This window comes from Agarivorans albus (assembly GCF_019670105.1).
Taxonomy (GTDB): domain Bacteria; phylum Pseudomonadota; class Gammaproteobacteria; order Enterobacterales; family Celerinatantimonadaceae; genus Agarivorans; species Agarivorans albus.
Genome location: NZ_AP023032.1, coordinates 3,140,386 through 3,153,799, shown reverse-complemented (window position 1 = coordinate 3,153,799; position 13,414 = coordinate 3,140,386). Strand labels below are relative to the sequence as shown.

Sequence of the window (13,414 nt, the reverse complement as noted above, 5' to 3'; positions counted from 1 at the left end):
ACTCAAAGCGCTTATAAAAACAGCGCTTTGATGCTTAGTTTAATAGTTGGCAGCAGGTTGCAGCTTTCGCTGGCGGATCCGTTGTACCAAGCCAGAGGCTAAACCTAGTAACATGATTAATGCGACAGGCCATAGGCCAAAGCGTTGATAAGGTGTTATTCCCGTAGCAGGGGTAACATCATCGGTGAGTGTTAGCTGTTGATACTCAGGCGCACGCTGCTGAATATTGCCAAAGCGGTCGATTATTGCGGTTACCCCAGTATTGGTGGAGCGCACTACTGGCCGGCCAAATTCTAAGGCGCGCATTTGGGCAATCTCTAGATGCTGCTGTGGTCCAATAGAGGTGCCAAACCAAGCATCGTTGCTGACCGTTATAATCGCGTCGGTCTCTGGCGTAAATTGTGGTCTTAGCAATTCACCAAAGGCGATTTCATAGCAAATTGCCGCTAGCCATTGATGTCCTTTTACTTCCAAGTTCTGCTGCATAGCATCTCCGCGATTAAACGAAGACATTGGCAAATTGAAAAACGGCGCTAAGGGGCGCAGCAATTGCTCAAAAGGCACAAATTCACCTATCGGTAATAAGTGATTTTTATAGTAGCGATTAGGGTTTTCGTAGTAATAGGCAGAGCTTGCACCTGCTTCTTCCGTTTGCTGGCCAAGTGTTATTAGCGCGTTGTAATACTGGTTGTTTTGTAAATCGTGAGCAATAACACCAGTGATTAAGGCTTGTTGTTTATTAAGTAATTGACCGTCTAAGTCATGTAAGAAATCAATGACTTCATATTCCAAGGCTGCGATAGCGGATTCGGGCCAAACTATTACATCGGCATCTTCTATCGCGGCGGTTTCTTGTTGGTACATAACAAGGCTTGCTGCACGATGTTGTGGTAACCATTTTATATCTAAAGGCACATTGCCTTGTACCAATGCGACTTTCAGTGAGTCCTGAGCTTGGGTCCAGCTTACCCCTTTAAAGGTTAATCCCAGTACCAGCGGTAAGGCAATTGTTAGGCAAGCGACCCAGCGAACCTTTCCCTTATTAACCAAGATAAGTGCAGCCGATGCTGCAATTAACAACACTAGCCAAGTAACCCCATAAAGGCCAAGCACTGGTGCAATAGTTGATAATGGCGAATCTATTTGACTGTAACCAGGTTGCAACCAAGGAAAGCCGGTTAACACCCAGCTGCGCAACCATTCACCTAGTAACCAGCAGGCGGGAAACCACAGCAAGAAAAATGTAAGCCGGCGCGGCCCTTGCCATTTGTTTGCAAGCCAACAGGAAAAGGCAGGGTACAACGCAAGGTAGGCAACCAATAGCGCCATAAGTGCAAGGCTAACTATCAAAGGCATGCCGCCAAACTCGGCCATGCTTACGTGCACCCAGTGAATGCCATAGCCAAACCAGCCTAAGCCATAGCAAAAGCCCAGTTTAAAGCCTGACTGCTCTGGCTTTAACAGTAGCAATAAGCCTAATAGTGAGAGAGGCATCAGTGGCCAGAGGCCATAAGGAGCAAAGGCGAAGGGGGCGATAAGGCCACAAACAAAAGCGGCTAACAAACGTAGCCGCGGTGTTAATACTTGTTTCATTTATTCTTGAATGCTTAATTGCAAGGCTTTCTCTTCCGGTATGCTAACCTGTAGCTGCACTAAGCGGCGGCGGTCGGCGGTGCGAACCTTAAAGCGGTAGCCTTCAATTTCAATTGATTCCCCCCGACCAGGTAAATGGCCAAAGGCGTGAGTCACCATTCCACCAATCGTATCCACTTCTTCGTCGCTAAATTCGCAACCAAAGTATTGGTTAAAATCTTCGATGTCGGTGAGGGCATTTACCGCAAAGGTTTTATCATTGATGCGGCGAATATCATCTTGTAGGGCTTCTTCGTTAGCAAACTCGTCTTCGATATCACCCACAATAATTTCAAGTATATCTTCAATGGTCACCAGACCGGACACACCGCCAAACTCATCAACTACAATGGCCATGTGGTAGCGTTCGCTGCGAAACTCTTTTAGCAGTTTGTCGATGCGTTTACTTTCTGGCACTACAACTGCTGGGCGAATCACTTCGCTAAGGGGCGTGGTTGATGCTTCTTCGGTAAAAGCGAATTTGAGCAGATCTTTGGCGAGAAGTACGCCTTCAATGTGGTCTTTGTCTTCGTTGATAACCGGAAAGCGAGAGTGACGTGCTTCGGTTAGCGTTGGTAAAATCTGTGCAATGGTTTGGCTAACATCTAAGGTTACCATTTGCGAGCGAGGGATCATGATGTCTCTTACACGCTGGCTTGATACATCAAGCACACCTTCAATCATCTCTCGGGTATTTTGGTCGATCAGTTCTCGTTGATTGGCGTCTTGAATTACTTCTACCAATTCCTCTTTGCTTTTCGGCTCTCCTTGTACCAGCTGAACAATTTTATCTATCCAGCCTTTCTTAGCAGAACCGTTGCTAGAGTGAGGGTTGTCGTCGCTCATATCTTTCTTTTTTACCTAGTTAGTTATTCAACAGGTATTAGTAAGGGTTACTAATACCTAATTTGGTAAGCACTGCGATTTCTAGTGCTTCCATTTCTTCTGCTTCTTGATCCTCGATATGATCATAACCTAGCAGATGAAGGCTTCCATGTACAACCATGTGTGCCCAGTGATCAAACACTGGTTTTCCCTGTTCTTCGGCTTCACGTTCTACCACTTGGCGGCATATCACTAAGTCACCTAATAGTGGCAAACTTACTCCCGGAGGCGCTTCAAATGGGAAAGATAACACGTTGGTTGGTTTATCTTTATGACGGTATTGAGAATTTAACGCTTGGCTTTCGGCTTCGTCAACAATGCGAACGGTAATTTCGCTATCATGGTCTTGTTCTACCAAAGTTGCATGCAACCATGCTTCAAATGCACTGATGCTTGGCAGATTTTCTTCATCACCCGTGGCGATTTGTAAATCAACAACCGCCATGTTTATTCTCCGCCACTTTGGCTAAGTTTTTGCGCAGCTTCGCGGCGTTGCTTTTGTTTTTCTTCGGCAATGCGGTCGCGCTCATCTTGTTCTTCGTAAGCTTCTACAATGGCGGCGACAATGGGGTGGCGAACCACGTCAGCGGCTTGGAAGAAATTAAAGCTTAGTGCTGGCACCTCACTCAGTACTTCAATGGCGTGGCGTAGGCCAGATTTTTGATGGCGTGGTAAGTCAATTTGAGTGATATCACCGGTAATCACCGCACGCGAGTTAAAGCCAATGCGGGTTAAGAACATTTTCATTTGTTCTACCGTGGTATTCTGGCTTTCATCGAGAATGATGTAGGCATCATTTAGAGTACGGCCACGCATGTAAGCTAAAGGAGCAACTTCAATAACATTGCGTTCTATTAAGCGCTCTACTTTTTCGAAGCCGAGCATTTCAAACAAGGCATCGTAAAGTGGGCGTAGGTAAGGGTCGACTTTTTGGCTTAAGTCACCGGGTAAAAAACCCAGTTTTTCACCGGCTTCTACCGCTGGGCGAGTAAGCAAAATACGGCGTACCTCTTGGCGCTCTAAGGCGTCAACTGCACAAGCTACTGCTAGATAGGTTTTACCGGTACCTGCAGGGCCAATACCAAAGGTTACGTCGTGGCCAAGCATATTACCAATATAACTTGCTTGGTTTGGTGTACGCGGCTTAATTACACCCCGTTTGGTTTTAATGTTTAATTCTTTACCGTAGTGCTGAGTATTTTCTTCGTCTTGCTCGAGTGCGTGGCTCTCTTGTATCGCTAAGTGGACCTTTTCTGGGCTTAGCTCTGGAATATCGCCACCTTTTAGCGGCGCGGTTTCAACATATAGCGAACGCAAAATGCTACCGGCAATCAAACACATGCCATGGCGGCCAGTAATTTGGAAATTGTTACTACGGTAACTAATTTCTACACCTAAACGGCGTTCAAGTTGCTTTAAGTTGTCATCAAGTGGGCCGCAAAGTTGGGCAAGGCGAGGGCTAGAGGCTGGCTCTAGATGTATTTCAATAGAATTGATTTTATTACTCAAATTGTTTTCGGGCTGGCTATGGTAGCCAGCCTCAACTCCTTAAAAGCGTATCGGCGACTAAGGCGTAAAGCTTGCCACACCTAGGTGGTCAGCTTGCCCATCGGTTTTGTCGATAATAGTGGCAGGGGCAACGTCATTACGCAACTCCATTTGTTGTTCTGTTCTTAGCAATTCACCACGCAAAGAGTGAGCAAACACATCAACAATTTTCACATCAACGAATTGACCTATAACGTCATGGCTGCCTTCAAAGTTCACTACGCGGTTGTTTTCAGTGCGACCACGCAATTCCATTGGGTTTTTCTTCGAAGGGCCTTCAACCAAAATGCGTTGCTCGGTATCTAGCATACGGCGGCTAACTTGCATCGCTTGTTGGTTAATGCGCTCTTGTAGAATATATAAGCGTTGTTTTTTCTCTTCTTCACTTACGTCGTCTGGTAAGTCTGCCGCTGGCGTACCTGGGCGTGCGCTGTAAACAAAGCTAAAGCTCATATCAAAGTTAACTTGCTCGATAAGCTTCATGGTATCGGCAAAATCATCTTGGGTTTCACCAGGGTAGCCAACAATGAAGTCAGAGCTAATTTCGATGTCGGGGCGGGCTTTACGTAGCTTGCGAATAATCGATTTGTACTCAATGGCAGTGTGGCCGCGCTTCATTAAGTTAAGAATGCGGTCGGCACCACTTTGTACAGGTAGGTGTAAAAAGCTCACTAGCTCAGGGGTATCAGCATATACCTCAACAATATCGTCGGTAAATTCGATTGGGTGGCTAGTAGTAAAGCGAATACGGTCGATGCCGTTAATGCTAGCAACGTAACGTAGTAGTTCGGCAAAAGTACAAATGTTGTCGTCGTGAGTAAGGCCGCGGTAGGCATTAACGTTTTGCCCAAGCAGGTTTACTTCACGTACCCCTTGTTCGGCTAACGAGGCGATTTCGTATAGAACATCGTCAAGCGGGCGGCTTACTTCTTCGCCACGGGTATACGGCACAACACAGAAGGTACAATATTTACTACAGCCTTCCATAATTGATACAAACGCGGTTGCGCCTTCGGCTCGAGGCTCTGGTAAACGGTCAAACTTTTCGATTTCTGGGAAGCTTACGTCTACTACAGACTTCTCGCCGCCTTTCACTTGTTTGATCATTTCCGGCAAGCGGTGCAGGGTTTGCGGGCCAAACACGATATCTACGTAAGGAGCGCGCTCACGAATGGCTTTACCTTCTTGCGAGGCTACACAGCCGCCTACACCAATCACTAAGTTTGGTTTCTTATTCTTGAGTGTTTTCCAGCGACCTAACTGGTGAAATACTTTTTCCTGCGCTTTTTCGCGAATAGAGCAAGTGTTTAGCAACAGTACGTCGGCATCGTCAGCTTCTTCAGTAAGCTGAAAACCATGGGTTGCATCGAGTAGGTCGGCCATTTTCGAGGAATCGTACTCGTTCATTTGGCAGCCCCAAGTTTTTATATGCAGCTTATTTCCCATCGTTTTACTCATCATTACATCGTTAAAAAAGGAGGCGTATTTTACTGGTTTATAGCAAGCCTTGCTAGTAACAATAACGGTGTTTGCCGGAAAAAGGTCAAAAAACATCCGCGTGCTGTTGTGTGGGCTTTGTCGCTCAAATTTTTATTTCAAGATTCGCATCCATTTATCGCTTCAGGTTACACTGCAGAAAATAGTGAGAACAAATTGAAATACCATGGAAAAATTTGATGTTGTGGTAATTGGCGGCGGTATGATTGGCGCGGCTAGTGCGCAAGGTTTTGCCTTGCAGGGCTTATCGGTATTGATGTTGGAGTCTTTTGAGCCTAACGCTTTTGACATCAATCAGCCGATAGACTTGCGCGTAAGCGCAATTAGCCAAGCCAGCGTTAATTTACTTAAGCACTTGCAAGCTTGGCCGCACATTAGCGCTATGCGCTTGTGCCCCTACCAACAACTGCAAGTGTGGGAAGACCCCAAAGATAAGCTGATTTTTGATTCAGCCCAACTCGATTTGCCTGAATTAGGTTTTATGCTAGAAAATCGCATTATCCAATTAGGTTTATGGCAAGCCAACGAGCAGGTCGGCGTAACACGTAATATCGTTAAGCAAGTACAACTTGTTAGTAATACCGCGCAAGGTGTAGAGCTTAATGTTGATGGGAAAGCGGTGAGTGCTGGCTTGATGGTAGTCGCAGACGGTGCAAATTCTCAAATGCGCCAGCAGCTAGGTTTAGGCATTAGCGCTTGGGATTATCGCCATGATTGCTTTGCCATTAACGTTAAGCTAGATGCGACTCAGCAAACGGCTACTTGGCAACAGTTTTATCCTACTGGCCCTCGAGCATTGTTACCACTGGCAGATCAACACGCTGCCCTTATTTGGTATGACGCTAAAGCCACTATTCAAGGCCTCAAGCAGCTTAACAAAGTGCAGCTAAAGCAACGCATCGAATCAGAGTTTCCAGCTTTACCGGGTGATATTGAAATATTAGATAGCGCCAGTTTTCCGTTAACTCGACGCCACGTAGATCGTTATGTAAAACATAGTGCAGTGGTGATTGGCGATGCCGCTCATACTATTAACCCATTAGCAGGGCAGGGGGTGAACCTTGGTTATCGCGACGTGAAGTGCTTGTTGGAACAATTCGAGCGCTATGGCATGGCGGATAAACAAAAGGCATTACGTCGCTTTGAAGTACGCCGTAAACCGGATAATCACCTTATGCAAAGCGGCATGGATTTGTTTTACTTAATGTTCTCAAACAGTTTACCGCCGCTGCAGGCCATTCGAAAGTTTGCAATTAAAAGCGTACAACAGGCGGGCCCAGTAAAAGACTGGGCACTCAAATATGCTCTAGGAGATTTGCAGTAGCGCTATTGTTTATTCGCTAACATTGAATGAGCCTGCTTTAAGCAGGTTTTTTATTGTTTGAAAGGCAGAAAGAAAAAGGCCTGCTAAAAAGCAGGCCTTTCAAGGTGGCAGGGATAGCTGGATTTGAACCAACGAATGGCGGCATCAAAAGCCGCTGCCTTACCGCTTGGCGATATCCCTACAAAACTCTTTGAACTGGATTCTTCATTAGAGAAGAATGGTGCGGAAGGAGAGACTTGAACTCTCACACCTTGCGATACTAGAACCTAAATCTAGCGCGTCTACCAATTCCGCCACTTCCGCACGAAATACTTCTTAAAACTAATGGTGGCTATGGCGGGACTTGAACCTGCGACCCCAGCATTATGAGTGCTGTGCTCTAACCAGCTGAGCTACATAGCCATCTGCAATTTCACAATGTGAACTTACAAATTTATCGGCAGGGCAAGCAAATACTAGTCAACAACATAGCTTTTACTGTCTTACCTGGGCACATTGCCCTATTCAGTTACTGCATTCTCAGGTAAACCTGAGCACAATAAAAGTGGCAGGGATAGCTGGATTTGAACCAACGAATGGCGGCATCAAAAGCCGCTGCCTTACCGCTTGGCGATATCCCTGCAGAAACTTTTCGAAACAAGCTTACCGATGTTTCGAGTGTCTAAACCTAAGGTTTAGACTGCAACCAAGAATCATGGTTCTTGCTGCTTAACTCAAGTTACTAAACTCAAGCCTTAAAATGTGGCAGGGATAGCTGGATTTGAACCAACGAATGGCGGCATCAAAAGCCGCTGCCTTACCGCTTGGCGATATCCCTGCAGGGTCTTACTATTGGTTTCTTCTAAAAAGAAGAATGGTGCGGAAGGAGAGACTTGAACTCTCACACCTTGCGATACTAGAACCTAAATCTAGCGCGTCTACCAATTCCGCCACTTCCGCAAATTTCTTACTGTAACTTTAGCAGTATACAGTAATGGTGGCTATGGCGGGACTTGAACCTGCGACCCCAGCATTATGAGTGCTGTGCTCTAACCAGCTGAGCTACATAGCCTTGTTTTCTACGCTTTGCGTTGAGAACGGGGCGTATTATGCTGATGAGACCCAACAGCGTCAACCGTTTTTTTGCCAAAAAACGGCAAAAAAGTTTGTTTGCGCAGTTTGTGTACGCGATGCACTTAGTTTGCTCATTTCTGCTGTTTGCTTTGTGCGCAATTGACTGTTACTTGCTCGCTTTGGCCTAATGGTTTTTTAGGGGGCGCTAATTAGCTGTTGCTAATAATAGAGTGAATAAGCCTAAAAACTATCTTTTGGAGATGCTTTAACGCTTTTGTTTAGAGCTTAATTTGGCGTGAGTGGCGGTTAAACTGTTAAAAGCGTTTTTGCTAAACCTGAATTGCAGATACAAAAAAAGCCAACTTAACGTTGGCTTTTTGGGTTTACAGATAAGGTTTATACGTTAAATAAGAAGTGAATCACATCACCGTCTTTTACTACGTAAGTTTTACCTTCTTGGCGCCATTTACCCGCTGTTTTAGCGCCGGCTTCACCTTGGTGCTCAATGTAGTCGTCGTAACCAACCACTTCTGCGCGAATATAGCCTTTCTCAAAATCGGTATGGATTTTACCGGCTGCTTGCGGGCCTGTAGCACCAACGGGTACGGTCCAAGCGCGAACTTCTTTTACACCCGCAGTAAAGTAGGTTTGTAAGTCTAGTAGTTCGTAACCTGCGCGAATTACCCGGTTTAGACCTGGTTCTTCTAGGCCCATTTCTTCCATGAATTCGGCTTTTTCTTCGGCGTCAAGCTCGGCAATTTCGCCTTCAATTTCAGCACAAACGGCTACTACTACTGCGTTTTCGCTTGCTGCAATCTCTTTTACTTTGTCTAAGTAAGGATTGTTCTCGAAACCATCGTCATTTACGTTTGCAATGTACATGGTTGGCTTAGCAGTTAAGAAGTTCATGTAAGCAATGGCCGCTTTTTCTTCTTTGCTTAACTCTAAGCTACGTAGCATTAAGTCTGCTTCTAAATGCGCTTGTACTTTTACTAATACTTCTGCTTCAAATTTGGCATCTTTATCGCCACCTTTGGCTTTCTTAGCAACGCGGATTTGCGCTTTTTCGCAGGTATCTAAATCAGATAACGCTAACTCGGTGTTAATGGTGTCGATGTCTTCTGCAGGATCAACCTTGCCAGACACGTGAACGATGTTGTCGTTTTCAAAACAACGAACAACATGGCCAATCGCGTCGGTTTCACGAATATTAGCTAAGAATTTATTACCTAAGCCTTCACCTTTAGAAGCGCCGGCAACCAAACCTGCAATGTCCACAAATTCCATGGTGGTTGGAAGAATACGCTGTGGGTTAACAATGGCTGCTAGGGCGTCTAGGCGCTCATCAGGAACCGGTACTACGCCGGTGTTTGGCTCAATAGTACAAAATGGAAAGTTAGCAGCTTCAATGCCGGCTTGCGTCAGAGCGTTAAAAAGGGTCGACTTGCCTACGTTTGGCAAACCAACGATGCCACATTTAAATCCCATAATAATACCTATTTGTGTAAGGGGCTTAGCCCGCTTTGTAACTGTGTAATCGATTCATTGCTTTGCTTAAACCATCTTTAAGCAAAACATCGGTACTGCGTACCGCCTCATCAATTGCATCATCAATCAGTAGTTGTTCGTTCTTAGGCGCTTTACCTAGAACAAACCCAGAAACACGGTCTTTATGACCGGGGTGTCCAATACCTATCCGCAAACGATGAAAATCTTTATTGTTGCCAAATTTGCTGATGATATCGCGCAGACCGTTGTGGCCGCCATGCCCACCACCTTTTTTAAAGCGAGCTACGCCAGGTGGTAAATCGAGTTCATCATGAGCAACCATAATCTGCTCAAGTTCAATGCGATAGAATTTGGCTAAAGAAGCGACAGACTTGCCACTAAGATTCATAAACGTTGTAGGAATTAACAAACGCATTTCTTGACCCGCCATTTGAATGCGGCCGGTTAATCCGAAATGTTTGCTATCTGGTTTTAGTTGGACGTGATGATTGTTGGCTAGCTGAGTGACTAACCATGCGCCAGCGTTATGGCGGGTGGCTGCATATTCGGGGCCTGGATTACCCAGGCCCACGAGTAAACGAATATCGTTTATCACTATTCTTCAGTAGCTTCTTCTTCAGAATCAGAAGCTTCTTCAGATGTACCCTTAGGAGTAGTAATAGATACTACTGCTTGGTCGTGATCTTCACCTTTAGCTAACTCAACAGAGGTAACGCCTTCAGGTAGAGCGATATCTGAAATGTGTAGTGAGCTACCTAGTTCTAGGTTAGCTACGTCCACTTCAATGTACTCAGGTAGATCTTTAGCTAGACAGCTAACTTCGATCTCAGTAGCTAAGTGATGTACTTTACCACCGTTTTTAACTGCTTCTGCAGAATCTTCGTTTAGGAAGTGCAGAGGTACAGCTTTGTGGATAGCTTTAGTGTTATCAACACGTTGGAAATCGATGTGTTGAACACGTGGCTTGTATGCATGACGCTGCATGTCTTTTACTAATACGTCTACTGCTTCACCAGCAACACTTAAAGTAATGATGCTTGAGTAAAATGCTTCAGCTTCTTGAGCTTTCATCACGTGACGTTGCTCAAGAGTGATTGATACAGGTTGTTGACCAGCACCGTAAACGATAGCAGGAACTTTCTCTTCGTGACGTAGGCGGCGGCTCGCACCTTTCCCTAGGTCTGTACGCAGTTCAGCGTCAAGTTTAATGTTAGACATTGTGTTTCTCCAAATAATAAAATGAGGCTAAAGTTTCGCGACCAAACTCTAACCAGTACCTCGTTGAATCAGCGTTAAAGTGAGTAACACCTAGCCACTTCAATTCAAAAGGCGCGGCATTCTACCATTGACGTTTTTGAAAGCCAATAAAAAAGCGCGGTAATTCACATTACCGCGCTTTTTAAGATTCTTTGTCTAATGCTACTTAGAACATTGCAGAGATAGACTCTTCGTTACTTACGCGACGAATGGCTTCTGCTAGCATTGGTGCAAGCGACAATTGACGAACTTTCTCAACATTACGCATTTCTTCAGTTAGCGGAATAGAGTCAGTGATAATCACTTCATCTAGTGCTGATTCGGTAATATTGTTTGCAGCATTACCAGAAAATACTGGGTGAGTAGCATAAGCAAATACGCGCTTAGCGCCTTTTGCTTTAAGTGCTGCAGCTGCCTGACAAAGTGTGCCACCAGTATCGATCATGTCATCAACCATGATGCAGTCACGGCCATCAACATCGCCAATAATGTTCATAACTTGAGCCACGTTAGCGCGAGGACGACGTTTGTCGATAATCGCTAAGTCGCTGTCGTTTAGCATTTTAGCTACTGCACGCGCACGTACAACACCGCCGATGTCTGGTGATACAACTACTGGAGACTCTAGGTTCTTGTCTAGCATGTCTTGTAGTAATACTGGGCTACCAAAAGCGTTATCAACTGGTACGTCGAAAAAGCCTTGAATTTGCTCAGCATGAAGATCAACAGTTAGTACGCGGTCAACACCTACACTTGATAGGAAATCTGCCACTACTTTTGCGGTAATTGGCACACGCGCGCTGCGTGGGCGACGGTCTTGACGAGCGTAGCCAAAGTAAGGGATTACTGCAGTAATACGACCCGCAGAGGCACGACGTAGAGCATCAACGATAACAATCAGCTCCATCACGTTGTCGTTTGTTGGAGCGCAAGTGGATTGGACAACAAAGATGTCTCCACCACGAACGTTTTCATTGATTTGTACACTAATCTCGCCATCACTGAATCTACCTACTGAAATATCACCTAGGGTGGTATAGAGGCGGTCAGCAATACGCTGGGCAAGTTCGGGCGTGGCGTTACCGGCGAAGAGTTTCATGTCTGGCACGATGGAAACCTCAGATTTATCGGGTCAAAAGAGCGTTACGTTTTTTAAGTTTGAAAGAATGAAATTTCTTAAAAACCTGCTGTGTTTAAGAGTGTTTTTTCGTTAGCCAACTGCCGATGAAGCGGCGATTGGTTACAGGCTTTACACACAAAACCAGAAATGTTTTTAGGGCGTTTATTCAGCACTGACAAGGCTTCACGCTCTGTTGCAAAGGCGGCAAAAACACATGAACCTGTTCCTGTCATCCTCGACGGCGCGTATTCTACCAACCAGCTAAGAGCTTGTGCAACCTCCGGATAAACTTTAGCCACAATTTCTTGGCAATCATTTTGCCAATTATCGTTCAAAAGCTGCTGCCATGTTCTTTTAGGCGTGTTTCTTGGCAACTCTGGGTGACCAAATACACTTTGCGTAGAAACATGTACATCGGGATGCAAAACAACGTACCAAGGATCATCAATGTCTACTGCTTGAATTTGCTCTCCTACACCTTCGGCAAATGCACTATGGCCATGAATAAAAATAGGCACATCGGCGCCAAGTTGCAAACCTAGCTGGGCTAACTCGGTTAAGCTCAAATCGCATTGCCATAAGCGGTTTAGCACCAATAAGGCCGTTGCAGCATTTGAAGAGCCACCACCAATACCACCGCCCATGGGCAGTTGTTTGTCTAGTTTAATATTGACGCCTCGGCTAACAGCGCAGTATTGCTGTAGCAAACGCGCAGCTTTTACAATTAAGTTATCTTCGGCTGGGAAATCTAGTTGGCTTTCTAAATTAATTACGCCATCGTCTGTTAGCTGAAAATAAAGCTGGTCACAACAGTCAATGAATTGAAACAGGGTTTGTAAATCATGGTAGCCATTGTCGCGCTGACCTGTGATGTATAGAAACAGGTTTAACTTAGCTGGTGAAAGCCAAGGACCGCTAATGGGGTGTTGAGTCATTAATTTGCCATTTGTGAATATTCAGTTTTAGTAAGTTGTCGGCCGAGCGAAGTGTTAGCTGACGGGGCAGGGTATGTTGGTTATATTGCCCATAGTTTAAGTAATCAATCTGCCATTGCTCTTCGGTGGTGAATTCGGCTAAACGGTTTTGAGCATTAAGCTGGTAATCATTTTGAGTTGGAATGCCAAGCAACCAAGAAGGCAGCTGCTCTACCGGTACTTGCCAACCGGTTAAACGGTAAACTAACAATTGCGCATCGCTGCCCTGGTACTCTTCATCTTTGGTTTTTACCCATACTTTACCTGGCTGGTAGTGCAACTCGATGCCTTGCATGCCAAGTGGCCCATTAATACGCAGTACACTTTTATTGTTGTTTTGTTGCCAGAATAGGTTAGCGGCTTGCCTTTCATTGTCATTGATAAAGGCTATTTTGCCACTAAGTTGCCAATTTTTTATCTGTTGAAGTTCGCTTAGGTGCTGGTCCCATTCACTGTTTTGCGTAGTAATAGGCGGAGGAGAAGTACATGCGCTAAGGCCAAGTACCAAAATGAATAGAGCAGCTAGATGACGCACAGCAATTCCGATTGTTTTTTTGCAGTATAAAAGTTCAAGGTAGCGGCTGTAAATTGCTTAAAAGCAAAGATGTGTCGATT

At 45.3% G+C, this 13,414-nt stretch carries 13 protein-coding genes and 7 tRNA genes; 2 read left to right on the top strand and 18 right to left on the bottom strand.

The genetic code is table 11. From position 1 onward, the window contains the following. Positions 1–39: 39 nt before the first annotated feature. The 5 genes from lnt to miaB are packed head-to-tail and all read right to left on the bottom strand — an operon-like array spanning position 40 to position 5,511. Positions 40–1,593, bottom strand: a complete 1,554-nt coding sequence (lnt, locus tag K5620_RS14260; RefSeq protein WP_016402192.1) for an apolipoprotein N-acyltransferase — start codon at positions 1,591–1,593, stop codon at positions 40–42. Beyond that, complete coding sequence (corC, locus tag K5620_RS14255; protein WP_016402191.1) at positions 1,594–2,478, bottom strand: CNNM family magnesium/cobalt transport protein CorC; 885 nt, start codon at positions 2,476–2,478, stop codon at positions 1,594–1,596. It abuts the gene before it with no gap. 37 nt (positions 2,479–2,515) lie between these two features. Continuing rightward, entirely contained in the window at positions 2,516–2,962 is a 447-nt protein-coding gene (gene ybeY / locus K5620_RS14250) for an rRNA maturation RNase YbeY (protein WP_016402190.1), read from the bottom strand. A gap of 2 nt (positions 2,963–2,964) precedes the next feature. Continuing rightward, positions 2,965–4,026 (bottom strand): PhoH family protein, encoded by a 1,062-nt coding sequence (locus K5620_RS14245; RefSeq protein WP_016402189.1) that lies wholly within the window; start codon positions 4,024–4,026, stop codon positions 2,965–2,967. Positions 4,027–4,083: 57 nt separating this feature from the next. Then, positions 4,084–5,511, bottom strand: coding sequence for a tRNA (N6-isopentenyl adenosine(37)-C2)-methylthiotransferase MiaB (gene miaB, locus K5620_RS14240; protein ID WP_040307283.1), 1,428 nt, complete (start codon positions 5,509–5,511; stop codon positions 4,084–4,086). Between miaB and K5620_RS14235 the strand changes: the two genes are divergently transcribed. Together K5620_RS14235 and K5620_RS14230 are read left to right on the top strand one after the other, a co-directional pair. After that, positions 5,473–5,742: a hypothetical protein gene (locus K5620_RS14235; protein ID WP_215426421.1), complete on the top strand. Its 270-nt coding sequence runs from the start codon at positions 5,473–5,475 to the stop codon at positions 5,740–5,742. The two genes, miaB and K5620_RS14235, sit on opposite strands and share 39 nt — an antisense overlap. Further along, positions 5,729–6,886 (top strand): FAD-dependent monooxygenase, encoded by a 1,158-nt coding sequence (locus K5620_RS14230; RefSeq protein WP_016402187.1) that lies wholly within the window; start codon positions 5,729–5,731, stop codon positions 6,884–6,886. Before K5620_RS14235 ends, K5620_RS14230 begins: the two co-directional genes overlap by 14 nt. A gap of 105 nt (positions 6,887–6,991) precedes the next feature. Here the strand turns inward: K5620_RS14230 and K5620_RS14225 are convergent. The 13 genes from K5620_RS14225 to lolB form a co-directional block, all read right to left on the bottom strand. Then, positions 6,992–7,066: transfer RNA gene (locus K5620_RS14225), tRNA-Gln, on the bottom strand. A 38-nt stretch (positions 7,067–7,104) separates the two neighbouring features. After that, a tRNA-Leu gene (locus tag K5620_RS14220) sits at positions 7,105–7,189 on the bottom strand. Between the two features lie 22 nt (positions 7,190–7,211). Beyond that, a tRNA-Met gene (locus K5620_RS14215) sits at positions 7,212–7,288 on the bottom strand. Between the two features lie 143 nt (positions 7,289–7,431). After that, a tRNA-Gln gene (locus tag K5620_RS14210) sits at positions 7,432–7,506 on the bottom strand. A 122-nt stretch (positions 7,507–7,628) separates the two neighbouring features. Next, positions 7,629–7,703: transfer RNA gene (locus K5620_RS14205), tRNA-Gln, on the bottom strand. A 37-nt stretch (positions 7,704–7,740) separates the two neighbouring features. After that, positions 7,741–7,825: transfer RNA gene (locus K5620_RS14200), tRNA-Leu, on the bottom strand. A gap of 35 nt (positions 7,826–7,860) precedes the next feature. Continuing rightward, positions 7,861–7,937: transfer RNA gene (locus K5620_RS14195), tRNA-Met, on the bottom strand. A gap of 398 nt (positions 7,938–8,335) precedes the next feature. Next, a complete protein-coding gene (gene ychF / locus K5620_RS14190) occupies positions 8,336–9,427 on the bottom strand; it encodes a redox-regulated ATPase YchF (protein ID WP_016402185.1) in 1,092 nt (363 codons plus the stop codon). A 25-nt stretch (positions 9,428–9,452) separates the two neighbouring features. Next, complete coding sequence (gene pth, locus K5620_RS14185) at positions 9,453–10,043, bottom strand: aminoacyl-tRNA hydrolase (RefSeq protein WP_016402184.1); 591 nt, start codon at positions 10,041–10,043, stop codon at positions 9,453–9,455. Next, entirely contained in the window at positions 10,043–10,666 is a 624-nt protein-coding gene (locus K5620_RS14180) for a 50S ribosomal protein L25/general stress protein Ctc (protein ID WP_016402183.1), read from the bottom strand. The genes pth and K5620_RS14180 overlap by 1 nt, the downstream gene beginning before the upstream one ends. A 205-nt stretch (positions 10,667–10,871) precedes the next feature. Further along, a complete protein-coding gene (locus tag K5620_RS14175) occupies positions 10,872–11,813 on the bottom strand; it encodes a ribose-phosphate pyrophosphokinase (protein ID WP_016402182.1) in 942 nt (313 codons plus the stop codon). 68 nt (positions 11,814–11,881) lie between these two features. Further along, positions 11,882–12,760: a 4-(cytidine 5'-diphospho)-2-C-methyl-D-erythritol kinase gene (ispE, locus tag K5620_RS14170; protein WP_016402180.1), complete on the bottom strand. Its 879-nt coding sequence runs from the start codon at positions 12,758–12,760 to the stop codon at positions 11,882–11,884. Beyond that, positions 12,741–13,334, bottom strand: a complete 594-nt coding sequence (gene lolB, locus K5620_RS14165) for a lipoprotein insertase outer membrane protein LolB (protein ID WP_016402179.1) — start codon at positions 13,332–13,334, stop codon at positions 12,741–12,743. The genes ispE and lolB overlap by 20 nt, the downstream gene beginning before the upstream one ends. Between the last annotated feature and the right edge of the window lie 80 nt (positions 13,335–13,414).